This is a genomic window from Sphingomonas sp. GW821-FHT10F09 (genome assembly GCF_058809195.1).
This window is the reverse complement of the sequence record NZ_JBXASI010000003.1, coordinates 15,816-41,142: the sequence shown is the minus strand read 5'-3', so window position 1 is coordinate 41,142 and position 25,327 is coordinate 15,816. Positions and strand designations below refer to the sequence as shown.

General features: G+C 66.1%; 18 protein-coding genes and 2 tRNA genes. 8 read left to right on the top strand and 12 right to left on the bottom strand.

The features are described from left to right. Window positions 1-153: 153 nt before the first annotated feature. Both rpoC and rpoB read right to left on the bottom strand, forming a co-directional pair. Entirely contained in the window at window positions 154-4,443 is a 4,290-nt protein-coding gene (rpoC, locus tag AC1RTO_RS10730; RefSeq protein ID WP_493160862.1) for a DNA-directed RNA polymerase subunit beta', read from the bottom strand. Between the two features lie 164 nt (window positions 4,444-4,607). Further along, window positions 4,608-8,762, bottom strand: a complete 4,155-nt coding sequence (gene rpoB, locus AC1RTO_RS10725; RefSeq protein ID WP_493160861.1) for a DNA-directed RNA polymerase subunit beta — start codon at window positions 8,760-8,762, stop codon at window positions 4,608-4,610. A 379-nt stretch (window positions 8,763-9,141) separates the two neighbouring features. Here rpoB and AC1RTO_RS10720 point away from each other — a divergent pair, with 379 nt between their 5' ends. Then, entirely contained in the window at window positions 9,142-10,230 is a 1,089-nt protein-coding gene (locus AC1RTO_RS10720) for a hypothetical protein (RefSeq protein ID WP_493160860.1), read from the top strand. Window positions 10,231-10,427: 197 nt separating this feature from the next. Here the strand turns inward: AC1RTO_RS10720 and rplL are convergent, their stop codons facing one another. Then, window positions 10,428-10,802: a 50S ribosomal protein L7/L12 gene (gene rplL / locus AC1RTO_RS10715; RefSeq protein ID WP_293872827.1), complete on the bottom strand. Its 375-nt coding sequence runs from the start codon at window positions 10,800-10,802 to the stop codon at window positions 10,428-10,430. Window positions 10,803-10,877: 75 nt separating this feature from the next. Beyond that, the gene (gene rplJ, locus AC1RTO_RS10710; protein WP_293872825.1) at window positions 10,878-11,393 is read right to left on the bottom strand and encodes a 50S ribosomal protein L10; all 516 of its coding nucleotides are present in this window, start codon (window positions 11,391-11,393) and stop codon (window positions 10,878-10,880) included. Between the two features lie 432 nt (window positions 11,394-11,825). Here rplJ and AC1RTO_RS10705 point away from each other — a divergent pair, with 432 nt between their 5' ends. The 3 genes from AC1RTO_RS10705 to AC1RTO_RS10695 all read left to right on the top strand — a co-directional run bounded on the left by AC1RTO_RS10705 (window position 11,826) and on the right by AC1RTO_RS10695 (window position 15,934). Beyond that, on the top strand, window positions 11,826-14,315 hold the full coding sequence (locus tag AC1RTO_RS10705; RefSeq protein ID WP_493161200.1) for a PhoX family protein: 2,490 nt from the start codon (window positions 11,826-11,828) through the stop codon (window positions 14,313-14,315). A 161-nt stretch (window positions 14,316-14,476) separates the two neighbouring features. Beyond that, window positions 14,477-14,995 (top strand): PilZ domain-containing protein, encoded by a 519-nt coding sequence (locus AC1RTO_RS10700; RefSeq protein ID WP_493160859.1) that lies wholly within the window; start codon window positions 14,477-14,479, stop codon window positions 14,993-14,995. Between the two features lie 93 nt (window positions 14,996-15,088). Then, window positions 15,089-15,934, top strand: coding sequence for an oxidoreductase (locus AC1RTO_RS10695; RefSeq protein ID WP_493160858.1), 846 nt, complete (start codon window positions 15,089-15,091; stop codon window positions 15,932-15,934). A gap of 81 nt (window positions 15,935-16,015) precedes the next feature. Here AC1RTO_RS10695 and rplA read toward each other — a convergent pair whose 3' ends face one another. The 4 genes from rplA to dinB all read right to left on the bottom strand — a co-directional run bounded on the left by rplA (window position 16,016) and on the right by dinB (window position 19,742). Next, window positions 16,016-16,708 (bottom strand): 50S ribosomal protein L1, encoded by a 693-nt coding sequence (gene rplA / locus AC1RTO_RS10690; protein WP_293872820.1) that lies wholly within the window; start codon window positions 16,706-16,708, stop codon window positions 16,016-16,018. 4 nt (window positions 16,709-16,712) lie between these two features. Continuing rightward, the gene (rplK, locus tag AC1RTO_RS10685) at window positions 16,713-17,144 is read right to left on the bottom strand and encodes a 50S ribosomal protein L11 (RefSeq protein ID WP_017978227.1); all 432 of its coding nucleotides are present in this window, start codon (window positions 17,142-17,144) and stop codon (window positions 16,713-16,715) included. Window positions 17,145-17,447: 303 nt separating this feature from the next. After that, window positions 17,448-18,587 carry an SET domain-containing protein gene (locus AC1RTO_RS10680; protein ID WP_493160857.1) on the bottom strand — a complete coding sequence of 380 codons (1,140 nt, stop codon included), beginning with the start codon at window positions 18,585-18,587 and terminating at the stop codon, window positions 17,448-17,450. A 63-nt stretch (window positions 18,588-18,650) separates the two neighbouring features. Then, on the bottom strand, window positions 18,651-19,742 hold the full coding sequence (gene dinB, locus AC1RTO_RS10675) for a DNA polymerase IV (protein ID WP_493160856.1): 1,092 nt from the start codon (window positions 19,740-19,742) through the stop codon (window positions 18,651-18,653). Window positions 19,743-20,039: 297 nt separating this feature from the next. On the opposite strand from dinB, the gene AC1RTO_RS10670 reads away from it, so the two are divergent. Then, complete coding sequence (locus AC1RTO_RS10670; protein WP_493160855.1) at window positions 20,040-20,177, top strand: hypothetical protein; 138 nt, start codon at window positions 20,040-20,042, stop codon at window positions 20,175-20,177. A 77-nt stretch (window positions 20,178-20,254) separates the two neighbouring features. Here AC1RTO_RS10670 and AC1RTO_RS10665 read toward each other — a convergent pair whose 3' ends face one another. The 3 genes from AC1RTO_RS10665 to AC1RTO_RS10655 form a co-directional block, all read right to left on the bottom strand. Then, the gene (locus AC1RTO_RS10665) at window positions 20,255-20,722 is read right to left on the bottom strand and encodes a hypothetical protein (protein ID WP_493160854.1); all 468 of its coding nucleotides are present in this window, start codon (window positions 20,720-20,722) and stop codon (window positions 20,255-20,257) included. 31 nt (window positions 20,723-20,753) lie between these two features. Beyond that, window positions 20,754-20,830, bottom strand: a tRNA-Arg gene (locus AC1RTO_RS10660). Window positions 20,831-20,894: 64 nt separating this feature from the next. Beyond that, window positions 20,895-20,971, bottom strand: a tRNA-Pro gene (locus AC1RTO_RS10655). 130 nt (window positions 20,972-21,101) lie between these two features. On the opposite strand from AC1RTO_RS10655, the gene pnuC reads away from it, so the two are divergent. From pnuC to lepA, 3 genes are read left to right on the top strand one after another with little or no spacing between them, the layout of a single operon-like run. Beyond that, window positions 21,102-21,695 (top strand): nicotinamide riboside transporter PnuC, encoded by a 594-nt coding sequence (gene pnuC, locus AC1RTO_RS10650; protein ID WP_493160853.1) that lies wholly within the window; start codon window positions 21,102-21,104, stop codon window positions 21,693-21,695. Further along, window positions 21,692-22,213, top strand: coding sequence for an AAA family ATPase (locus AC1RTO_RS10645; protein WP_293872806.1), 522 nt, complete (start codon window positions 21,692-21,694; stop codon window positions 22,211-22,213). The genes pnuC and AC1RTO_RS10645 overlap by 4 nt, the downstream gene beginning before the upstream one ends. Window positions 22,214-22,254: 41 nt before the next feature. Continuing rightward, the gene (gene lepA / locus AC1RTO_RS10640) at window positions 22,255-24,078 is read left to right on the top strand and encodes a translation elongation factor 4 (protein ID WP_293872805.1); all 1,824 of its coding nucleotides are present in this window, start codon (window positions 22,255-22,257) and stop codon (window positions 24,076-24,078) included. A gap of 98 nt (window positions 24,079-24,176) precedes the next feature. Here the strand turns inward: lepA and AC1RTO_RS10635 are convergent, their stop codons facing one another. Next, window positions 24,177-25,283, bottom strand: a complete 1,107-nt coding sequence (locus tag AC1RTO_RS10635) for a type I restriction endonuclease (RefSeq protein WP_493160852.1) — start codon at window positions 25,281-25,283, stop codon at window positions 24,177-24,179. Between the last annotated feature and the right edge of the window lie 44 nt (window positions 25,284-25,327).

The window sequence follows — 25,327 nt, the reverse complement described above, 5'->3', positions numbered from 1 at the left end:
GGCGGGGCGGGGCGGGGCGGGGCGGGGCGGGGCCGCCGCCGGCTTGCCGGGACCGTGCCGATCGCCGGGAGGGCGTGCGCGCAAAAAGAAACCGCCGCCCGGTTGCCCGGACGGCGGCTCCTTCATGCGATCAGGCCGTAGCCCGAACCGGGATCACTCCTGGTTCAGATACTCGCCGGCAGCGGCATCGCTGCCGTCGCCCGAGGGCGTGACCTCGGCGAGCGGGTCGGGACCCGTGCCGGTGTCCTCGCGCTTCGAACGCTGCGCCTCGGCGGCGCGGAGTTCCGCGGCCGATGCCGGTGCGACGATCGCCGCGGCGAGCGAACGCTGCTGCGCACGGAGCGCCGCGTCACGCGACGAGGCCGCGACGCGCAGGCGGTTCATGCCCGCACCCGTGCCCGCCGGGATCAGGCGACCGACGATCACGTTCTCCTTCAGGCCCATCAGCGTGTCCTGTTTGCCCTGGACCGCCGCCTCGGTGAGGACGCGGGTGGTTTCCTGGAACGACGCCGCCGAGATGAAGCTGCGGGTCTGCAGCGACGCCTTGGTGATGCCGAGCAGGACGGGCTTGCCGTGCGCGGGGGCCTCGTTCGCGCCCAGCTTCTCGTTGGTCGCGTCCATTTCCTCGCGATCGACCTGCTCGCCCTTCAGCAGCGTGGTGTCGCCGCCGTCGGTGATCTCGACCTTCTGCAGCATCTGACGAACGATCGTCTCGATGTGCTTGTCGTTGATCTTCACGCCCTGCAGTCGATAGACTTCCTGGATTTCGCTGACGAGATATTCGGCCAGCGGCTCGATCCCCATCGTCTCCAGGATGTCGTGCGGGTTCGGCGAACCGCCGATCAGGTTGTCGCCACGCTTGACGTAGTCGCCTTCCTGAACGTCGATCACCTTCGACTTCGGCACCAGATATTCGACGACGTCGCCGCCGTCCTCTGGCTGGATGCCGATCTTGCGCTTCGCCTTATAGTCCTTGCCGAACACGACCCGGCCGGAAACCTTGGCGATGATCGCCGCTTCCTTGGGGATGCGCGCCTCGAACAGTTCGGCGACCCGCGGCAGACCGCCGGTGATGTCGCGGGTCTTCGCGCTCTCGCGCGACACGCGCGCCAGCACGTCGCCGGCCTGGACCTGCGCATTGTCGTCGACCGACAACACCGCGCCGGTGGTCAGCATATAGCGGGCCGCCTCGCCGTCCTCGGTCGTGGTGAGGGTCAGGCGCGGACGCAGATCCTCCTTCGACTTGGACGAGGTGCGGTATTCGATGACGACGCGCTGGGCGATACCGGTCGCTTCGTCGGTCTGCTCGGTGAGCGTCTTGCCCTCGGTCAGATCGACATATTTCACGATACCCGAGTTCTCCGTGATCACCGGCATGGTGAACGGGTCCCACTCGGCCATGCGATCGCCCTTCGACAGCACGTGGCCGTCGTCGAACATCACATAGGCACCGTACGGGATGCGGTGCGTCGAGAGCTCACGGCCGTCCATGTCGACGATCGCGATCTCGCCCGAACGCGACAGCGTCACGCGGCGGCCACGCTGATCGACGATCAGGCGCAGGTCGCGGAACTCCGCCTTGCCGTCCACCGGCGCTTCCAGGTTCGACTGCTCGTTGAGCTGCGCCGCGCCACCGATGTGGAACGTGCGCATCGTCAGCTGCGTGCCCGGCTCGCCGATCGACTGCGCCGCGATCACGCCGACCGCCTCGCCGATGTTGACCGGCGTACCGCGGGCGAGGTCGCGCCCGTAGCACTTGCCGCAGACGCCGATCTTGCTCTCGCAGACCAGCGGCGAGCGGATCTTCATCCCCTGGATGCCGATCTTCTCGATCTGCGCGATCATCGGCTCGTCCAGCAGCGTGCCGGTCGGGATGAGGACCGCGTTGGTCTTCGGATCGACCACGTCCTCCGCCGTCGTGCGGCCGAGGATGCGCTCGCCGAGCGAGGCGATGGTCGAACCGCCCTGCACGATCGCCTTCATCTCCAGCGCGCGCTCGGTCCCGCAATCCTCCTCGACGATGACGCAATCCTGCGACACGTCGACGAGGCGGCGGGTGAGGTAGCCCGAGTTGGCCGTCTTCAAGGCCGTATCCGCGAGGCCCTTGCGGGCGCCGTGGGTGGAGTTGAAGTATTCGAGGACGGTCAGGCCCTCCTTGAAGTTCGAGATGATCGGCGTCTCGATGATCTCGCCCGACGGCTTGGCCATCAGCCCGCGCATGCCGGCGAGCTGCTTGATCTGCGCCTGCGAACCACGGGCACCGGAGTGGGCCATCATGTAGATCGAGTTGATGTCCTTCTCACGGCCCTTGTTGGGACCGTCTTCGTAATGACGGACAGCCTTGATCTCGTTCATCATCGAGTTCGCGACCTGGTCGCCGCAACGGCTCCAGGCGTCGATCACCTTGTTGTACTTCTCCTGCTGCGTGATCAGGCCGTCCTGATACTGCTGCTCGAAGTCCTTCACCTGATCGCGCGTCTCATCGACCAGCTTGTCCTTGTCCGGCGCAATGATCATGTCGTCCTTGCCGAACGAGATGCCGGCGCGGAACGCGTGACGGAAGCCCAGTGCCATGATCGCGTCGGCGAACAGCACGGTCTCCTTCTGGCCGGTGTGACGATAGACCTCGTCGATCACGTCGCCCACGTCCTTCTTGGTGAGCAGGCGGTTGACGGTTTCGAACGGCACCTTGTGGCTGTGCGGCAGCGTCTCGCCGAGCAGCATGCGGCCCGGCGTCGTCTCGTAGCGCTTGAGGTACTGGTTGCCGGCCTCGTCGGTCTGCGGAACGCGGCTGATGATCTTGGTGTGCAGCGTCACCGCCTGCGCGTTGAGCGCCTGATGCACCTCGGCCATGTCGCCGAGCAGCATGCCTTCGCCCGGCTCGCCTTCCTTCATCATCGACAGATAATAGAGGCCCAGCACCATGTCCTGCGACGGCACGATGATCGGCTTGCCGTTCGCGGGCGACAGGATGTTGTTGGTCGACATCATCAGGACGCGCGCTTCCAGCTGTGCCTCGAGGCTCAGCGGGACGTGCACGGCCATCTGGTCGCCGTCGAAGTCGGCGTTGAACGCCGAGCAGACCAGCGGGTGCAGCTGGATCGCCTTGCCCTCGATCAGCACCGGCTCGAACGCCTGGATGCCGAGACGGTGGAGCGTCGGTGCGCGGTTCAGCATCACTGGATGCTCGCGGATCACCTCGTCCAGGATGTCCCAGACTTCCTTGCGCTCCTTCTCGACCCACTTCTTCGCCTGCTTGAGCGTCATGCTCAGGCCCTTGGCGTCGAGGCGCGCGTAGATGAACGGCTTGAACAGCTCGAGCGCCATCTTCTTCGGCAGGCCGCACTGGTGCAGCTTGAGCTCCGGACCGGTCACGATGACCGAGCGGCCCGAATAGTCGACGCGCTTGCCGAGAAGGTTCTGACGGAAGCGGCCCTGCTTGCCCTTGAGCATGTCGGACAGCGACTTGAGCGGACGCTTGTTGGCACCCGTGATCGTCCGGCCGCGACGGCCGTTGTCGAACAGCGCGTCAACGGCTTCCTGCAGCATGCGCTTTTCGTTGCGGACGATGATGTCCGGCGCGCGCAGCTCCATCAGCCGCTTGAGGCGGTTGTTGCGGTTGATGACGCGGCGGTACAGATCGTTGAGATCCGACGTCGCGAAGCGACCGCCGTCCAGCGGCACCAGCGGGCGCAGCTCGGGCGGGATGACCGGCACGACCTCGAGGATCATCCACTCCGGACGGTTGCCCGATTCGAGGAAGCTCTCGACGACCTTCAGCCGCTTGATGATCTTCTTCGGCTTCAGCTCCGACTTGGTCGTCGCCAGCTCTTCGAGCAGCGCGACCTTCTCGCCTTCGAGGTCGAGGCTTTCGAGCATGATGCGCACGGCCTCGGCGCCGATACCGGCCGAGAAGGCGTCCTCACCATATTGATCCTGCGCCTCGAGGAGCTCGTCCTCGGTCATCAGTTGGAACTTCTCGAGCGGGGTCAGGCCCGGCTCGATGACGATATACGCCTCGAAGTACAGCACGCGCTCGAGCTGCTTGAGCTGCATGTCGAGCAGCAGGCCGATGCGCGACGGCAGCGACTTCAGGAACCAGATGTGCGCGACCGGGGCGGCGAGCTCGATATGGCCCATCCGCTCGCGGCGGACCTTCGACACGGTGACTTCGACACCGCACTTCTCGCAGACGATACCCTTGTACTTCATGCGCTTGTACTTGCCGCACAGGCACTCGTAATCCTTGATCGGACCAAAGATGCGCGCGCAGAACAGGCCGTCACGCTCGGGCTTGAACGTGCGATAGTTGATGGTTTCGGGCTTCTTGATCTCGCCGAACGACCACGAACGGATCTTGTCGGGCGAGGCGATGCCGATCTGGATCTGGTCGAAGGTCTCAGGCTTTGCGATCGGGTTCGCGAAGTTGGTCAGTTCGTTCATGGGGATGAACCTCTCAGAATTCTTTTCTCCTCTCCCAACGGGAGAGGAAGGGGCCCGCCAGCGAAGCTGGTGGGAAGGTGAGGGCAGGGCAGCGAACCGTCCTCACCCTTCCGCGGCCTGCGGCCGCTCCCTCCCTCTCCTGACGGGAGAGGGAGAGGGGTGGCTTACTCCGCCGCGATCGCGATGCCGCCCTCGTCGTCCACGTCCTGCATGGTCTTGAGGTCGACGTTGAGGCCGAGGCTGCGCATTTCCTTGACGAGCACGTTGAAGCTCTCCGGGATGCCGGCCTCGAACGTGTCGTCGCCCTTGACGATCGCCTCATAGACCTTGGTGCGGCCGACGACGTCGTCGGACTTCACCGTCAGCATTTCCTGGAGCGTGTACGCCGCGCCATAGGCCTGGAGCGCCCAGACCTCCATCTCGCCGAAGCGCTGGCCGCCGAACTGCGCCTTGCCGCCCAGCGGCTGCTGGGTGACCAACGAATACGGCCCGATCGAACGCGCATGGATCTTGTCGTCCACCAGGTGGTGCAGCTTGAGCATGTAGATGATGCCCACCGTCACCTTGCGGTCGAACTTGTCGCCCGTGCGGCCGTCGAACAGCTCCGACTGGCCCGACGTGTCGAGGCCCGCCAGCTCCAGCATCGCCGACACGTCGCTCTCGCGCGCGCCGTCGAACACCGGGGTGCCCATCGGAATGCCGGTACGGATGTTGTGCACCAGCTCGACGATCTCGTCCGGATCGCGGCTCTGGATGTCCTCGGCATAATGATCGCCATAGACCTCGATCAGCCGCGCCTTGACCGCGTCGGGCATCTCGCCCGCCTTGGCGTCCGGATTGGCGTCACGCCAGTCCTCGAGCGCACTGGCGACTTGCATGCCAAGGTTACGGGCAGCCCAGCCGAGATGCGTTTCGAAGATCTGCCCGACGTTCATGCGGCTCGGCACGCCCAGCGGGTTGAGCACGAGGTCGACCGGCGTCCCGTCGGCGAGGAACGGCATGTCCTCCGCCGGCAGGATGCGGCTGATGACGCCCTTGTTGCCGTGACGGCCGGCCATCTTGTCGCCCGGCTGCAGCTTGCGCTTCACCGCGACGAAGACCTTGACCATCTTGAGCACGCCGGGCGGCAACTCGTCGCCCCGCTCCAGCTTCTCGCGACGGTCGTGGAACTTGTCCGTGATCCGCTTTGCCGCCTCGTCATACTGCTGCTTGACGGCTTCTAGGTCGGCCTGGACCTTGTCGTCCTGCACCGCGAACTTCCACCATTCGTGGCGGTCGACGCTGTCGAGCAGGTCCATGTCGATCGTCGAGCCCTTCTTCAGGCCCTTCGGCACGGCGGTCGCCACCTGATCGAGCAGCATCTCGCGCAGACGCGACCATGTGGCACGGTTCAGGATGGTGCGCTCGTCGTCCGAGTCCTTCTTCAGGCGCTCGATCTCCTCGCGCTCGATCGCCATCGCGCGCTCGTCCTTGTCGATGCCGTGGCGATTGAAGACGCGGACGTCGACGATCGTACCGGCGACGCCCGGCGGCAGACGCAGCGAGGTGTCGCGCACGTCGCTCGCCTTTTCGCCGAAGATGGCGCGGAGCAGCTTCTCCTCGGGCGTCATCGGCGATTCGCCCTTCGGCGTGATCTTGCCGACGAGGATATCGCCCGGCTCGACCTCGGCGCCGACATAGACGATGCCCGCCTCGTCGAGGTTGCGAAGCGCTTCCTCGCCGACGTTGGGGATGTCGCGCGTAATGTCCTCCGGCCCGAGCTTGGTGTCGCGGGCCATCACCTCGAACTCGTCGATGTGGATCGACGTGAACACGTCGTCCTTCACGATCCGCTCGCTGATGAGGATCGAATCCTCATAGTTGTAGCCGTTCCAGGGCATGAACGCGACGAGCGCGTTGCGACCCAGCGCCAGCTCGCCGAACTCGGTCGAGGGGCCGTCGGCGATGACGTCGCCGGCGTTGACCACGTCGCCCACCTTCACCAGCGGACGCTGGTTGATGCAGGTCGACTGGTTCGAACGCTGGAACTTCATCAGCGTGTAGATGTCGACGCCCGACTTGGCCGAATCGACCTCACCGGTGGCGCGCACGACGATGCGGCTGGCATCGACCTGGTCGACGATGCCGGCGCGCTTGGCGGCGATCGCGGCGCCTGAATCGCGCGCCACGGTCTCTTCCATGCCGGTGCCGACGAACGGCGCTTCCGCCTTCACCAGCGGCACGGCCTGACGCTGCATGTTCGAGCCCATCAGCGCGCGGTTGGCGTCATCGTTTTCCAGGAACGGAATGAGCGACGCGGCGACCGAGACCAACTGCTTCGGGCTAACGTCCATCAGCGTGATCGTCTCGGGCAGCGCCATCAGGAATTCGCCGGCCTGACGCGCGGACACGAGCTCCTCGGCGAAGCTGCTGTCGTCCTTCAGTTCGGCCGAAGCCTGCGCGATCGTGTGCTTGGCCTCTTCCATCGCCGACAGATAGACGACGTCGTCGGTTACCTTGCCGTCGATGATCTTGCGGTACGGCGTCTCGATGAAGCCGTATTTGTTGACCCGGCTGAACGAGGCGAGGCTGTTGATGAGGCCGATGTTCGGGCCTTCCGGCGTCTCGATCGGGCAGATGCGGCCATAATGTGTCGGATGAACGTCGCGGACCTCGAAGCCCGCACGCTCACGCGTCAGACCGCCCGGCCCGAGCGCTGAGACGCGACGCTTGTGCGTCACTTCGGACAGCGGATTGGTCTGGTCCATGAACTGCGACAGCTGCGACGAGCCGAAGAATTCACGCACCGCGGCCACCGCCGGCTTGGCGTTGATGAGGTCGTTCGGCATCACCGTCGACACGTCGACCGAGGACATGCGCTCCTTCACGGCGCGCTCCATGCGGAGCAGGCCGACGCGATACTGGTTCTCGAGCAGCTCGCCCACCGAACGCACGCGGCGGTTGCCAAGGTTGTCGATGTCGTCGATCTCGCCCTTGCCGTCCTTCAGGCCGACCAGCGTCTTGATGACGGCGAGGATATCCTCGCTGCGCAGCGTCGTCACCGTATCCTCGGCGTCGAGGTCGAGGCGCATGTTGAGCTTGACGCGGCCGACGGCCGACAGGTCGTAGCGGTCCGGATCGAAGAACAGGCCGGCGAACAGCGCTTCGGCCGTCTCCAGCGTCGGCGGCTCGCCGGGACGCATGACGCGATAGATGTCGGACAGCGCCTGCTCGCGCTCCTCGGCCTTGTCGGCCTTGAGCGTGTTGCGGATCCACGCGCCGGTCGAGACATGGTCGATGTCGAGCAGCTCGATCGTGTCGATGCCCGCCTTGTCGAGCGCCTCGAGGTTCTCGGCGCCGATTTCGTCGCCGGCCTCGACGTAGATCTCGCCCGTCGTCTCGTTGATGAGGTCATAGGCCGAATAGCGACCGAAGATCTCCTCGGTCGGGATCAGCAGTTGGGTGAGGCCGTCCTTGGCCGCCTTGTTGGCGGCGCGGGGGCTGATCTTCTGCTGCGCGGCGAACACCACTTCGCCCGACGAGGCGTCGACGATGTCGAACAGCGGCTTCACGCCGCGCCAGTTTTCGGCGGCGAAGGGGATGATCCAGCCACCCTGGCCGCGGACGTAGGTAACGCGGTTGTAGAAGTGGTTGAGGATGTCCTCGCTGGTCATGCCGAGCGCATAGAGCAGCGCCGTCACCGGCAGCTTGCGCTTGCGATCGATGCGGACGTTGACGATGTCCTTGGCGTCGAATTCGAAGTCGAGCCACGAGCCGCGATAGGGGATGACGCGGGCGGCGAACAGATACTTGCCCGATGCGTGGGTCTTGCCTCGGTCATGGTCGAACAGCACGCCCGGCGACCGGTGCATCTGGCTGACGATCACGCGCTCGGTGCCGTTGATGAAGAAGGTGCCGTTCTCGGTCATGAGCGGCATGTCGCCCATGTAGACGTCCTGCTCCTTGATATCGATGACCGACTTGGCCTCGGTATCCGGATCGACCTCGAACGCGGTCAGGCGCAGCGTGACGCGCATCGGCGCGGCATAGGTGATGCCCCGCTGGCGGCATTCCTCGACGTCGAACTTCGGCGGCTCGAGGACGTAATCGTCGAAGTCGAGATAGGCGGTGCCGGCGAAATCCTGGATCGGGAAGACGCTGCGCAGCGTCTTCTCGAGGCCCGACACATGGCCGGTGCTCTTGTCCGAGCGCAGGAACTGCTCGTAGCTTTCGCGCTGAACCTCGATCAGGTTCGGCATCTGGATGACTTCGTGGATGTCCCCGAAGATCTTGCGGATGCGCCGCTTTGCGGTGCTGCCCTGGATCGCCTTGGTGGCCATGATCGTTATGCCCTCAGTCGTGGCCTGCCCGCGAACGCGGGTGCGGCCGGAATATCGTGCCCGGAAACCTCCGGAGCGGGACGCGAGCAGCGACGCAAAAAAGCCGATCGCATCGCAGTGCGTCGGCCTTCAGCGTCTATGAAACCGCGGCTCCCTATTCGTACGATGCACTGCGCGACGGCGCATCATGTCCCGAAAGCGGTGGTGAAAGGCGGATATAGGACCAGTGTTGGTGCCTGTCAAAGGGGGAGGGGCCAACGCCGGTCCAACGGCGTGCCTCGCCCTGCCGACCCGGCGGGGCGTTTCGTCGCAGCACGGATGGCGGCGTGGCGCGGTTCACTAAGGAGCGCGCAAAGGCTTTCGGGTGAGTACAGGGTCCATGAACATTTCGCGGCGCGCGCGTACAGGCGCGATCGCCATGCTGCTGGCGGGAACGGCGACCGGCGCCGCGGCGCAGACGTCGGGGGGCACGCCGCCCCAGACGATCCCAGGCCTCGACGGGTTCAGCCTGCCCTCCTCGCAGCCGACCCCCACGCCGGTGCCGAGCCCCGAGACGACGCCCGCCCCGACACCGACCCCCGCCGCGACCCCGGCACCGCGCCCGACCCCGACGGCGCGGGCGACGCCGCGGGTCGAGGTGCGCCCGACGCCGACGGCGACCGCATCTCCCACATCCCGCGCGACGCCGACGCCCGCGCCGAGCGCGACGCCGGTCCTCGCACCAGCACCCGAGGCGTCCCCGACCGCGACCGCGACCGCGACCGCGACGCTCGTCCCGGCAGCCGTCCCGCCGGAAAGCGGGGACGGCTGGCCGCTCTGGCCGATCGGCGGTGTCGTGCTGGCGGCCGCGGCGGGCGTCTGGTGGTATCGCGCGCGCGGTCGCGTCGCGGTCCCCCTGCTGGCGCCGTCGGTCGAGCCCGACCCCGTCGTTCCGCCGGTCGCGCCCGCTCCGGCGCCGGTCGCTGCGGATCGTGCACGGCTCGCGCTGGAACTCCAGCCGCGGCGCGCCGGCCTCAACCTGCTCAGCGCGACGGTGGAGGGCGAACTGCTGGTCCGCAACGACGGGGTCGTGCCGGCGACCGGCATCCGCATCGGTGCCGTGCTGATCGGTGCCTCGGCCGGACCGCCGGGCGATGTCGCTGCCGTGTTCGCGCAGCCGGTGGCGCGCCCGGTCACGCCCCCCTTCGCGCTCGCCCCCGGCGAGGAGCGCCGCGTGCGGATCGTCGTCGCGCTTCCGCGCGCCGATATCCGGCCATTGGATGCCGGCGGGCGGGCGATGTTCGTGCCGGTCGTCGCGGTCAATGCGCTTTACGATGCCGGCGTGGCGGACGGGCAGGCGGCGCAGGCGTTCGCAATCGGCGTCGAGCGCGTCGACAGCGCCAAGCTGGCGCCGCTGTGGCTCGACCAGCCGGCGCGCATGTACGATGCGCTCGGCACGCGCCCCTATGCGGCGGCGATCGCTCGCTGAGGGGAGGGGCGCCGGGGCCGCGCGGCATCTTTCGTAAACGCAAAAAAGGGCGGCTTCCCTCGCGGGAGCCGCCCTTTTTCGTGTCGCTTGGCTGGCTGGGCCGGTCATGGGCAAAGCCCATGACGTCGGACGCGGCTTCTGGCCGCGCCGGCCGGCCTTGTATCGGGGCTTGCGCGAGCGAGCCCCGATACTGCGGCTTACTTCAGCTCGACGGTCGCGCCGGCGTCTTCGAGCTGCTTCTTGACCTTCTCGGCCTCGTCCTTGTTCACGCCTTCCTTGACGGCCTTCGGCGCGCCCTCGACGAGAGCCTTCGCTTCGGTCAGGCCCAGGCCGGTGATCGCGCGGACTTCCTTGATCACGTTGATCTTCTTGCCACCGTCGCCGGTCAGGATGACGTCGAATTCGGTCTTCTCTTCAGCGGCCGGAGCGGCTGCGCCACCGCCGGCTGCCGGTGCTGCGACCGCTGCTGCGGCCGAAACGCCCCACTTCTCTTCGAGCAGCTTCGACAGCTCGGCTGCTTCGAGGACGGTCAGTTCGCTCAGGCTCTCAACGAGCGCGTTCAGGTCTGCCATGGTACTTCCTTCATATGTCGGGGCATGCGCCCCACAGTGTCAGTTGAAATTCGCTTGTCCAAAAGCGCCTGAAATTCAGGCGGCTTCCTTCTCGGCATAAGCCGACAGCACGCGCGCGATCTGCGCCGCGGGAGCCTGGGTGATGGTCGCGAGCTTCGTTGCCGGAGCAACGATGAGGCCGACGATCTTCGCCCGGAGTTCATCCAGCGAGGGCAGGGTAGCGAGCGCTTGCACGCCAGCGAGGTCGAGAGGGGTCGCACCCATCGCTCCGCCCACGATTTCGAACTTGTCGTTCGTCTTCGCGAATTCGACCGCAACCTTCGCTGCGGCGACCGGATCGATCGAGGTGGCGAGGCCGACGGGGCCCGTGAGCATGTCGCCCACCGAACCGTAATCGGTGCCATCCAGTGCGATCTTGGCAAGCTTGTTCTTCGAGACCTTGTAGGTCGCGCCGGCATCACGCATCGCGTTGCGCAGTCGGGTGGACTGGGCAACCGTCATTCCGTTGTTGCGGGTGACAACCACCACGCCGACCTCGGAAAAGGTGCGATTCAACTCGGCAACGGCCGCGGCCTTTTGAGCACGATCCATGCCATTCTCCACGTTTGAACGGACTGCGCAAACAGCCCACCCGGTTACAAACCGGTGGGGAAAACCCCGCCGGGGTTGTCCATCGATGGGGAAGGCACCCGTGAAGGGCGGCAGACCCGCGCGCGATCGTCTCGCGGTGCGGATCGTGAATTCCTGTCCCCGTCTCGGCAGGACATTAAGCTGCGGCATATTCCGCGGCACCTGCTGTCTCGGACGGATGCACGGCGGGCGAACCCGTCGGCAAGGCCGCGCTCATAGCGGAAAGCGGCGGCAAGTCAACCGGCACGGGTGCCTGCCCGGCACCGTCTCCGATCCGTCATCTCCGCTTCATCGTCCCGTCATCCGGGTGCAACCGGAATGCCGCTTTCTCCCTGCAAAGCAACGGCATCGGCGGCGCGCTGCCGCAAAAAATCCGGGGGAAAAATCATGACCATGCCGACCCAGCCGACGATCGGCTACGACGATGGCGACATCGATACCAACCAGACCGCCAACCCGCATATCGCCGATCTGATCGCCTCGCGCTATTCGCGCCGCCAGACGCTGCACGGCGGCCTGTCGGCGATGACCGCGGCGGTGTTCGGCAGCACGATGCTGACCGCCTGCGACAAGGACGACGATCGCCGCGCCACTACCGTCACCGCCGGGTCGGCGATCACCACCTCGGCCGGCAAGACCGTGACGCTCAGCGGTGCGGTGACCAGCGGCAATTCCTCGGCCGCCAGCTGGACGCAGATCGGCGGCCCGATCGTGACGCTGACCAACGGCGCCACCGGCACCGCCAGCTTCACCGCCCCCGCGGTCACCGCATCGACGGTGCTCAGCTTCCGGTTCAGCAGCCGCTCGTCGGACGGCATTACCTCGACCGCCGACACCACCGTCACCGTCGCGCCCGCCACGCTCGATTTCACCGCCGTGCCCAAGAGCCTCGCGGATATCGTCGCCGTGCCGTCGGGCTATCAGGTGACCGTGCTCTACCGCCTCGGCGATCCGATCAACGCCAGCGTCGGCGCCTATGCCAACGACGGCAGCGACACGACCTTCTCGGCGCGCGCCGGCGATCATCATGACGGCATGAGCTTCTTCGGCCTCGCCGCGACCGGCACCACCCCCGATGCCAACAACAGCAGCCGCGGCCTGTTGGTGATGAACCACGAGAACATCACCGAAAGCTATCTGCACCCGAACGGCCCGACCAACCTCGCCGACGGCCCGCGCCCGACCGCCGAGGCGCTCAAGGAGATCGAGGCGCACGGCGTCAGCGTCATCGAGATCACGCGCGGCACCACCGGCTGGTCCTATGTACCGGCCAGCGGCCTCAACCGTCGCATCACCCCGTTCACGCCGATGAGCTTCTCGGGCCCGGTCGCGGGCAATGCCCTGCTGTTCACCGCCTTCTCGCCCACGGGACGCGCAGGCCGCGGCACGATCAACAATTGCGCCAACGGCACGATGCCGTGGATGACCTATTGCACCGCCGAGGAAAACTGGGCCGGCTATTACCGGCGCGAGGCGGGTGACAACGCCCGCCGCACGACGGCGCTCGGTGCGCGTTCGGTCGTCGCATTCAACCGCTACGGGCTCGGCATGAGCAGCGGCGACACCCTGCGCAAGGGCAATTACGTCTGGGCGACCGCGACGGCCCCGGCGGCAGGCGACACCCGCATCGCCAAGTTCAACGCGACGCTCGACCCGGCGCAGCCCGCCAGCGGCACCGGCGATTTCCGCAACGAGCCCAACCAGTACGGCTGGATCGTCGAGATCGATCCGTTCGATCCCGCCTCGACCCCGCGCAAGCGCACCGCGCTCGGCCGGATGAACCACGAGGGCGTCGTGCCGGGCCGGATGGTGCCGGGGATCCGGCCCGCCTTCTACATGGGCGACGATGCGCAGAACGAATATGTCTACAAGTTCGTCTCCGCGACGCCCTGGGCCGCAGCGGATGCAACCGCCGCCAATCGCCTCGCGATCGGCGACAAATATCTGGACAGCGGCACGCTCTACGTGGCGAAGATGAATGCCGATGGCAGCGGGCAGTGGCTGCCGCTGACCTTCGGCACCGCGCCGCTGACGGGCGCCAATGCCGCTTATGCCTTTGCTGACCAGGCCGACGTGCTCACCCACGCCCGCCTCGCCGGCGACGCGCTGGGCGCGACCCGCATGGATCGCCCGGAATGGACCGCGGTCAATCCGGTTAACGGCGAGATGTACCTGACGCTGACCAACAATTCCTCGCGCACCGTCGCCACCACCGACGCGGCGAATCCGCGGGCCTATAGTGATCCCAAGACCACCGGCGGCGCGACCAACGGCAATGCCAACGGCCATGTCTTCCGCCTTCGCGAAACCGGGGACAGCAGCGAATCGCTCAGCTTCACCTGGGACATCTATGCCTTTGGTGCGGGCAGCGACCTCAACCCCGCCAACATCAACCTGTCGAACCTCGATGCCACTAACGACTTCTCGTCGCCGGACGGCCTGTGGTTCGCGCGTCCGACCAATGTCGCGGGGCAGGGGACGCCGTTGCTGTGGATCCAGACCGACGACGGCGCCTATACCGACGTCACCAATTGCATGATGCTGGCCGCGATCCCGGGCAGTGTCGGCGACGGCGGCACGCGGACGATCACCAACAGCCTCAACGGCGCGGTCGGATCGCAGACGACGCGGATCGGCAAGGCGCCGGGTGCGGCGCTGAAGCGCTTCCTCGTCGGGCCGAAACAGTGCGAGATCACCGGCATCGATTCGACGCCGGACGGCCGTACCCTGTTCGTCAACATCCAGCATCCGGGTGAAGGCGGCGGCCCAACCAATATCACCAGCAACTGGCCGCAGAGCCAGGCGACGGGGACCGGCACCGGTCGCCCGCGCTCGGCGACGATCGTCATTACCAAGACGGATGGCGGTATCGTCGGTCTGTAAGGCCCACAGGCTGCCGGGGACGTCGATGCGTCCCCGGCACGCCCATTGGCGACACCTGTCCATTCCGGTCCGACTTACCCGCTGTTAACCTCTCCCGTGCATGACGTTGCGATGACGTCCGCCATGCTCATCACCGATCGCGCTTGCGCCGGACGGCGTTGGTGAAGCAGCGGGAACCCCGTCGCAAGGTCATGCTGCGCGCCCGCATGCGCTGCGGCGCGGACTGGGGCGACGTGCTGATCCATAACATGTCGTCGCGCGGGCTGCTCGCCACCGCCGACACGCCGTGTCCGCGCGGGACGGTGATCGAGATCCGCCGCATCCATCACGTCATCATCGGCCGTGTTGTCTGGCAGAAGGGCGCCTATTTCGGCGTCCGCACGCAGGACCGGATCGATATCGACGGCATCCTCGCCGCCAAGCCGCCGACCGACAAGCCCGCGCCCTCGCAGGACGATCGTCGCGCGGCCGACCGGCCCTCCGCGTCGATCGCCGATCGCGAGGCGCGCAGCCGGTACGTCGCGCGCATGGTCCAGTTTGCAGTGATGATCGCGGTCGTCGGCACCGCCGCGCTGCTGATGGCGAGCGAGATCGGCAGCGTGCTGTCGCGCCCGTTCGCGACCATCGGCGCGAATCTCGACGGCAGCGCCACGCACGGCGCGGATCAGGCGACGCCCTGATCCAGGCCTGACCGGCACGGGCATGCCGGGGGAACCGGGCGCGGGGCTGCGGCATTGCTGCGGCATCCGTCCTTCTTCCCAAGGTGAAATCGCATGACGTTACCCACCGATCCCGTGTGGCTCATCACCGGCTGTTCGACCGGCTTCGGCCGCGACCTCGCGCGGCTGGTGCTGGATCGCGGCTGGCGCGCCGTGGTGACGGCGCGCGATGCGGCGCGCGTCGCCGATCTGGTCGAGGGACATGGGGATCGCGCGCTGGCGCTCGCACTCGACGTCACCGATGCGCCCGGCGTCACCCGCGCGGTGGCCGCGGCGGAGGATCGCTTCGGGCGGATCGACGTGCTCGTCAACAATGCCGGCTACGGCTATCAGGCCAGCGTCGAGGAAGGGCAGGAGGATGCGATCCGCGCCCAGTTCGACACCAACGTCTTCGGCCTCTTCGCGCTCACCCGTGCCGCCCTGCCCGGCATGCGCACGCGGCGGCAGGGGCATATCGTCAACTTCACCTCCGTCGCTGGCCTCGTCGGCTTTCCCGGCTCGGGCTATTATGCCGCGTCGAAACATGCGGTCGAGGGCTGGTCGGACAGTCTCGCCGCCGAGGTGGGGCCGCTCGGCATCGCGGTCACCTGCGTCGAACCGGGGCCGTTCCGCACCGACTGGGCAGGGCGTTCGTTGCAGCAGACGCCGGTGACGATCGTCGACTATGCCGACACCGCCGGTGCGCGGCTCGACAGCACGCGCGGCTATAGCGGCGAGCAGCCCGGCGACCCGGTCCGCGCCGGCGAGGCGATCATCGCGGTGACGGAGGAGCCCAATCCGCCGCGCCATCTGGTGCTCGGCCAGTTCGGCTATGACGCCGTCACGGGCAAGTTGAAGGAGCGGCTGGCCGAGATCGAAAGCCGCCGCGAACAGGCGCTGGGGGCGGACTTTCCGGCATAGCCATCGTCGTCGCGGGCGATGCACGCAAAAAGGGCCGGGATCGCTCCCGGCCCTTTTCATGTCGTCGTGAGCCTGGAACGCTTACGCGCCAGCCACCTCGGCGGTGTCGACGCGGATGCCCGGGCCCATCGTCGAGCTGACGGCGACCTTGCGGACATACTTGCCCTTGGCGCCCGACGGCTTGGCCTTCACGACCGCGTCGACCAGCGCGTCGAAGTTGCGACGCAGGTCTTCCTGCGTGAACGACGCCTTGCCGATGCCGGAATGGATGATGCCGGCCTTCTCGACGCGATACTCGACCTGGCCGCCCTTGGCCGCCTTGACGGCTTCGGCGACGTTCATCGTCACGGTGCCGAGCTTCGGGTTCGGCATCAGGCCCTTGGGACCCAGCACCTTGCCGAGGCGACCGACGACGCCCATCATGTCCGGGGTCGCGATGCAGCGATCGAAGTCGATCGTGCCGCCCTGGATCGTCTCCATCAGGTCTTCCGCACCGACGACGTCGGCACCGGCTGCCAGCGCTTCCTCGGCCTTCGCACCGCGGGCGAAGACGCCGACGCGGACGGTCTTGCCGGTGCCGGCGGGCAGCGTCACGACGCCGCGGACCATCTGGTCGGCATGGCGCGGATCGACGCCCAGGTTCAGCGCGACCTCGATGGTCTCGTCGAACTTGGCGGTGGCATTCTGCTTGGCGAGGCTGATCGCCTGATCGACGCCGTGCAGCGTCTCAGGATTGATCGCGTTGCTCTTCTGCTTCTTGGTCAGCTTGGCCATGATCTCAGCCCTCCGTCACTTCGAGGCCCATCGCGCGGGCGGAGCCTTCGATGATCTTGGTCGCTGCCTCGATGTCGTTGGCGTTCAGGTCCTTCATCTTGGTCTGGGCGATCTCGGCGAGCTTGCTGCGCGCGATCTTGCCGGCGACGACCTTGCCCGGCTCCTTCGAGCCCGACTTCAGGCCGGCGGCCTTCTTGATGAGGAACGAGGCCGGTGGCGTCTTGATCTCGAACGAGAACGACCGGTCGGCATAGACGGTGATCTTCGTGGGCAGGGGCGTGCCCTTGTCCATGTCGGTCGTCTGCGCGTTGAACGCCTTGCAGAATTCCATGATGTTCACGCCGCGCTGACCCAGCGCCGGGCCGATCGGCGGGGCGGGCTTCGCGTCGCCTGCAGGAACCTGCAGGTTGATGTAACCTGTGATTTTCTTTGCCATGTCACTCTCGTTTCAAGTTTAGCGGTCCAGACGGGCGCCGTGGCACCCTCCCGCAAGCATCCAGCCATGAGCGTGGAAGCGCGGGCCCTTAGCCGCAATCCGGCCCGCGGGCAAGAGCGCGGGCGGAAGCGGCAACATGGACAACATGAACACCTTGGCGAAAACAATCCCATCCGATCGTTTCCATATCTGCGACACAGGAACACGCGACCGGTCGACCGATCCGCCTAGCGACGCCCGGGCGCGTAGGACAGGCCCGGCAATATCGTGCAGCGACGTCAGCGCGTTACGGGTGGTCGCGTCCTACGCCGCCGCTTCGCGGGTCGATTCGTAAGCGGGTTCGCGCAGATAGGGGGCGACGATGTCGCTGGCGCGGTAGCGGTCCTGCACCTCGGCGGGCAGCAGCGCGAAGGCGCGGACGACGCCGCGACACTGCGGGCTGCCGCAGGCGCAGAGCATCGACCAGTTGGCATCCGCCAGCGTCGTCGAATAGTCCCACGCGATCTCCTCCCCCGGCGCGATGGCGCGCAGCGCGATCAGGAACACGCCGCCGTCGGTGAAGCGGAGGCCGGCGTTGGGGGAGCAGCTGTGGTTGATGAGGTCGTCTATGCGTCCCGACGGGCCCATGTAGCGGTCGCGCGCGACCTGGAGGAAGCGGTCGGTCGCGCCGCTGAGGCCGCGCGGCAACCGCGACGCCGGGACGGTCCGCCCGGAAAAGCGCACGATCGTCTCGCCCGCGGCGAAGCCCTGCGCCGCGAACACCGCCTTGCCCAGATGCGTCTCCGCGACCGCGAAAGGATTGGCGAGCAGATAGGCGTCGAGCACGCGCAGCCCGCCCTCGCGCCGCCCGAACGAGCGCAGCGGGTTGAGCGTCGCCAGCCCGACCATCAGCCACACGCTGGCGTGGCAGAGCAGCTCGACCATCACATAGGCATATTCGCCGACCCCGGACCCGCTGCTGCGCGTCGCGACGATCAGCGTGGCAAGGTCGCCGAGCGTCCACAATCCCCAGGCCGGCGAGCGTTCGCGGGCGCGATCCTCCCACACGCTCGCCCAGGTCGGCCAAAAGCCGAGCGGCACCGCCGCGACGACCAGCATATGCGCCCAGAACGTCTCCTCGAGCAGCAGCCACAGCACGATCGCGACGAAGCTCGCCGCCATGCAGATGGTTTCAGTGGGAGAGGGGGCGGTCCAGCGCGATCGCCGCCACATCGCCAGCGTCACCACGATGCACGCCATCGCCGAGATCGCGAAGACGAGGCCCTGCGGTTCGCCGGGATTGACCGCCAGATAGGTCGCGGCCTCCACCCCGGTCGCCACCGCCCAGATCAGCCAGGAGGCGCGGCTCGGCTCGACCAGATGACGGCGCAGCCCGGCGAGGTAGAGGCCATAGCCCGCCAGGCCGAGCACCATCGCCGCAATGAACCACGCCTCGCCCGTCATGCCCCCACCCGCTTGGTTAACGATCGGTAACCGACAATCAGCGGCCCGTCGAGGGGAGGGGATTCAGAGCGGCAGGCTGGGTTGCACCTCATCCGCGTCGGGGGCGTCGCCGAGGATGCCGGACAGCGTCAGCCCGAGCAGCCGCACACCGTCGGGCACCGGCAGCTGCGCGTCGAGCAGGTCGATTCCCGCCGCCAGAAACGCCGCCTCGTCCGCGACCGGCAGGGTGAAGGAGCGCGCCCGCGTGATCGTGTGGAAATCGGCGTGGCGCAGCTTCAGCGTCACCGTCCGCCCGCGCGTGCCGGACCGGTCGATCCGCACCCATGCCGCCTCCGCGACGCGGGCGAGCGCGGCGTGCAGATCGGCGCGGTCGGACAAATTGGTCTCGAACGTCCGTTCCGCCCCGACCGACTTCGACTGGCGGTGCGCGCGGACCGGCCGGTGGTCCTCGCCGCGCGCCGCGCGGAACAGATAGTCGGCATAGGAGCCGAAATGCGCCTGCAGGAACGCGAGCGGCCGGTCGCGCAGGTCGGCGCCGCTGAGGATGCCGAGCGATTCCATCTTCTTGGCGGTCACCGGTCCGACGCCGTGGAAACGCTTGACCGGCAGCGACGCGACGAAGGCCGCACCCTTGTGCGGCGGGATCACGCAGATGCCGTCGGGCTTGTTCTGGTCCGAGGCGAGCTTGGCGATGAACTTGTTGTAGCTCACCCCGGCCGAGGCGGTGAGGCCGGTATCGGCGCGGATGCGGGCGCGGATCTCCTCGGCGATCGCCTTCGCCGAGCCCAGTTTGCGCAGGTCGGTGGTGACGTCGAGATAGGCCTCGTCGAGCGACAGCGGCTCAATCAGGTCGGTGTAATCGGCGAAGATCGCCCGGATCTGCCGCGACACCCCACTGTAGACGTCGAACCGCGGCCGCACGAAGACGAGGTCAGGGCAGCGCCGGATCGCGGTGACCGAGGGCATCGCGCTGCGTACCCCGAAGGCGCGCGCCTCGTAACTCGCTGCCGCGACCACGCCGCGGGCGCGCGACCCGCCGACCGCGACTGGTCGTCCCCGCAGCGTCGGGTCGTCGCGCTGTTCGACCGACGCATAGAAAGCGTCCATGTCGACATGGATCACCTTTCTCTGCGGCGGCGCTTCGTCATCGGCCATGTCCCCGTTTCGTTCCATTTGCGTCGCGGATCAAGGGCTTGGGATATGCGTCGGGCTGACGACAACTGACCGGACCGTTACCCCGTCCTCACCCTTCGCCGCCTTCGGCGTCTTTCCCTCTCCCAACGGGAGAGGGAGGGAGCCGCGTAGCGGCGGAAGGGTGAGGGCAGAGCAACTCAGGACTGCGATTGCACCGGACGCAATCGTGCCAAGCCATATTGCAATTGCGGCACTAACCTCCCGGCAACATATGCGGGGCTAATGTTGCATTGCAGCAATCCTCCCCGGGAGCCCGATATGTTCAGCCTAATCGCCGCCGTCATTTCCTATCGCCGCCAGACCACCGCCGCGGCCCGCATCGCCGCGCCGATGCAGCCGACGCGCACCGTTGCCAATGATCGTGCCGATGCCGTGCGGTTCGCCCGCGCCGCATAATCCTTTCCGCATCGACCGACCGAAAGGGGCTGGACGGTTGCCGTCCGGCCCCTTCGTCGTTTCGGATACCGGTCGCGCTATTCGGCCGGCTGTTCCGCGTCGGCGCCGGCGAGCGCGGCCTCGACCTCCGCCTCGGTGATGCCGAATGCGCCGGCGAGGCCCGACACCGACGCGCCGCGCCTAGCGAGTTCGCGCATCCGCCCGATGTCGACGATGGTCGTATAGCCGCGGGTGTCGCGCTGTTCACGCACCACGTCCTTGCGCCCCGAGCCGCGGCGACGCTGCGCGGCGGCGGCATGGGGATCACCCTCCGCCTTGCGCTCTTCCTCGATCCGGCGGGCGGTGCGTGCCTCTTCGCGGGCACGGATATCGGCCTCGCGCTCGACCGCGCGGGTTTCCAGCCGCTGTTCCATCGCCGCGGCGCGTTCGCGGCTGCGGTCCTCGCGGGCACGGGCGCGTTCGGCGGCGCGCTGGTCGGGGCTGTCATTGGTCCTGACGCGGAACGGCGGCGTCGACGGGGCGGCGCCCCAGCTCTTGTCGACCAAAGCGGCGGCTCCGGCTAATGATTCTAGAAGATGGTGCGCCCGGAACGATTCGAACGTCCGACCCTCAGATTCGTAGTCTGATGCTCTATCCAGCTGAGCTACGGGCGCATGGCGGAGCGGTTCGGGCACCGCCCCTGATGTACCAGGCAATCCACTGCCGAAGCAGTGGAAATGGTCGGGAAGAGAGGATTCGAACCTCCGGCCCCTGCCTCCCGAAGACAGTGCTCTACCAGGCTGAGCTACTCCCCGACGGAGTTCGGTCACTGCCCTTTCAAAGGGGCGACCGTGCTTGGAGGCGCGCCTATAGCCACGCCCGAAACGGGATGCAAGCACCGGATGTGCGGTCTTGCGAAAAGCGCGCGCATCGCTTTAGGCAGGCATGGTGAACACGGTCCCCGACTTCGTCGAACCCCTCGCCGCCGCGCTGGTCGTGGTCAATGTCGCGCTCGTCGCGCGGCGCGACATGTGGAACTTCCCGGTCGCGCTGGTCGCGGTCGCGATCTACGCCTGGGTCTTCGCCGGTGCGCGGCTCTACAGCGACATGCTGCTGCAGGGCTTCTTCTTCGCCGCCAATCTTTACGGCTGGGCGAACTGGACGCGCAGCCGGGCGCAGGCGGGGGAGGTGGTGGTCGAGCGGCTCGATCCCGCCGCGCGGGCCGTGTGGCTGGCCGGCGGGATCGCGACCTGCGCGCTGTGGGGCATGCTGATGCACCGCTACACCGACGCCTCCTATCCGTGGTGGGATGCGGCGATCGCCATCGCCTCGGTCGCGGCGCAGCTGTTGCAGGCGCGCCGCAGGATCGAAAGCTGGTGGCTGTGGATCGCGGTCGATGTCGCGAGCATGCCGCTCTACGCCGCCAAGGGCCTGTGGTTCACCTGTGCGCTCTATGGCGTGCTGCTGGCGCTGTCGCTCTACGGCCTGTCCGGCTGGCGGCGCGCGCAGGCACAGACGCGGACGCTGGTGCCGGCATGACGCCGCGTTCGATCTGCCTGCACGGGCCGGAGAGCAGCGGCAAGTCGACGATGATGCCCCGGCTCGCGCAGCATTTCGGCGGCGTGCCCAGCGTCGCCGAATTCGGCCGCACCTATTGCGAGGCATTCGGCACCGACCTGACGATGGCCGACCTGGTCGAGATCGGGAAGGGGCATGACGCCAAGACGCGCAGCGCGCTCGCCGAGCGGCATTATCCCGTGATCCTCGATACCGATCCGCTGATGACCGCGGTGTGGGCGGACATGATGTTCGGCCGGCGCGATCCGTGGTTCGCGACCTGGACGAACACCGCGGACCTGTACCTGCTGTTCGACATCGACCTGCCCTGGGTCGAGGACGGCACCCGCATGTTCGGATCAGCGCGGGACCGGCGGCGCTTCTTCGACCTCAGCCGAGCGATCCTGGAGGAACGCGGCGTGCCGTGGGCGCTCGTCTCCGGCGAAGGTTCGGTGCGCTACCTCAACGCGCTGCGGGCGATCGAGCAGCTGACCCGCTGACCCCCTTTGGCAAGCCCGCGACACCCTGCTAGGGGCCGCGCATGACGACCCCGCTTTCCACGATCCGTAACTTTTCGATCATCGCCCATATTGACCATGGCAAGTCGACGCTCGCCGACCGGCTGATCCAGCGCACCGGCGGCCTGACCGACCGCGAGATGTCGAGCCAGGTGCTCGACAATATGGATATCGAGAAGGAGCGCGGCATCACGATCAAGGCGCAGACCGTGCGCCTGTCCTATCCGGCCAAGGACGGCATCACCTATACGCTCAACCTGATGGACACGCCGGGCCACGTCGACTTCGCCTATGAGGTCAGCCGCAGCCTCGCCGCCTGCGAGGGCGCGCTGCTGGTGGTCGATGCGGCGCAGGGGGTCGAGGCGCAGACGCTCGCCAACGTCTATCAGTCGATCGAGCACGACCATGAGATCGTGCCGGTCATCAACAAGATCGACCTGCCCGCCGCCGAACCCGAGATGGTGCGCAAGGAGATCGAGGACGTCATCGGCCTCGACGCGTCGCAGGCGGTGCTGGCCAGCGCCAAGTCGGGGATCGGCATTGACGAGATCCTCGAGGCGATCGTCACGCGCATTCCGGCGCCCAAGGGCGATGCGACCGCGCCGTTGAAGGCGATGCTGGTCGACAGCTGGTACGACCCCTATCTGGGCGTCGTCATCCTCGTCCGCGTCATGGAGGGCGTGCTGAAGAAGGGGCAGCAGGTCAGCTTCATGCAGGCCGGCACCACGCATCTGGTCGACCGCGTCGGCTGTTTCCGGCCCAAGATCGAGCAGCTGACCGACCTCGGCCCCGGCGAGATCGGCTTCATCACCGCGCAGATCAAGGACGTCGCGCAGGCGCGCGTCGGTGACACGCTGACCGACACCAAGAAGCCCGCCGCCGAGGCGCTGCCGGGCTTCAAGGAGGTCCAGCCGGTGGTGTTCTGCGGCCTGTTCCCGGTCGACGCCAACGACTTCGAGAAGCTGCGCGAGAGCATCAGCAAGCTTCGCCTCAACGACGCGAGCTTCAGCTTCGAGATGGAGACGTCGGCGGCATTGGGCTTCGGCTTCCGCTGCGGCTTCCTCGGGCTGCTGCATCTGGAGATCATCCAGGAGCGGCTGACCCGCGAATACGACCTCGATCTCATCACCACCGCGCCGTCGGTGGTCTACCAGATCGAGCTGACCCATCCCGATCCGGCCGGGATCACGCAGATCGACCTGCACAATCCCGCCGACATGCCTGACGTCAACAAGATCAAGACGATCAGCGAGCCGTGGATCAACGCGACGATCTACGTTCCCGACGAATATCTCGGCTCGATCCTGAAGCTGTGCCAGGACCGTCGCGGCATCCAGCAGAACCTGACCTATGTCGGCGGGCGTGCGCAGGCGACCTACGAACTGCCGCTCAACGAGGTCGTGTTCGACTTCTATGACCGGCTAAAATCGCTGTCGAAGGGCTATGCCAGCTTCGACTATACCCAGATCGGCTATCGCGAGGGCGACCTCGTCAAGATGAGCATCCTCGTCAACGAGGAGCCGGTCGACGCGCTGAGCATGATCGTCCACCGCGGCACCGCGGAGACGCGCGGCCGCGGCATGGTGGAGCGGTTGAAGGAACTGATCCCGCGCCACCTGTTCAAGATCCCGATCCAGGCGGCGATAGGCGGCAAGGTGATCGCGCGCGAGACGATCAGCGCGATGCGCAAGGACGTCACCGCCAAATGCTACGGCGGCGACGCCACCCGCAAGCGCAAGCTGCTCGACAAGCAGAAGAAGGGCAAGGCGAAGATGCGCGAATACGGCTCGGTCAGTATCCCGCAGGAAGCCTTCATCGCCGCGCTGCGCATGGGGGATGAGGGGTAGTCATTCTGTTGTGCGGTAAAAGTGTCCGCTTGGTAGGTAGTTTGCTGCATGATGGGGCCATTATTGCTTAGTCATGCTGCAAAGTTTCTCTGCCAATATCACGCAGTTGAACTTGCGGCCTGCCCTGCAAATTCCGCGATACGTGAGGCGATTTGCTGTTCGAGTTTGTAGATGTCGGTAACTGCTTGGACGGGATGCCGGGTCTCGTTCTTTCCTTCGAACGTTCCGACGTAACGTGTAGTTGGACTGTTAAAGTACAGTCGTACTAATGTTCGACGATTGTTATCATCTAGAAGTACGGCACAATAGGATTTTGAGTCACGAATGACGACGCGTTTTGGGTCCACGTGTCTCGACGCAATTGCCTGTACAATGCGGAATCCTGCAATTTCATCTTCGGTAGTGATGATGCCGTCAGCGTTCGACATGTCATCTGACCCGCCGTCCTCAATGGGTTCCGCGGGAGGATTTGCGACGTTGAGCGCGGATGTAATGCGTTCATTCACTCGGTCGCGTACAATGGCAGCTATGGATGCTGCCAAAGTCGTTTGAAATTGTTCTTTCGCTATTGCCGTGAGCCTTCCCGGCAAAACCCGCGCGGCTATCATGCGGACGAACTCTTCGGACGGAGAAGCGAATTCCTTTTCCAGTTCGGTTCGGGTCAACGATTCCGTTTTGAGACGGCCAGCTTCGGCAACGATTCCTTCAATGCTAAACGCGCTTGGCGAAAACCGTTCAAGCGTTGTTGGATCGCTTCGCTTTATTGCATCAAGTGAAAAGACGTAAAATGGCTTCTCGTCCATTTTATTCGGTTGTTCGGTGTCTGAGTAGAATTGATACACTACGCCATTGGTGAGCACCGCGACGCGAGCATCCGTTGTCGCGAAGTACCGAAAAAGCTGAGATGCATGCTTGAGGTCTAGATCTACAGATGATGGCTTGCATTCGACGAGAATGCTCAAGCGGCCGTCTATGCACAAAGCGTAGTCGACCTTCTCTCCCTTCTTTATCCCAACATCGGCTGTGAATTCCGGGACGACCTCGTGAGGATTGAAGACGTCATATCCCAATGCCTGCAAGAATGGCATGACGAGGGCCGTTTTTGCGGCCTCTTCTGTCAGTAGTAATTCTCGATGCTGGCTGGTCCGTTTTTCCAATTCAACGAGTTTGGTCGATAAATCCATCGTCATTTGCCTCTCAGCCATGATGGACCGGTAGACTGACGACATTTTTTCAGTTGGCAAGAGGT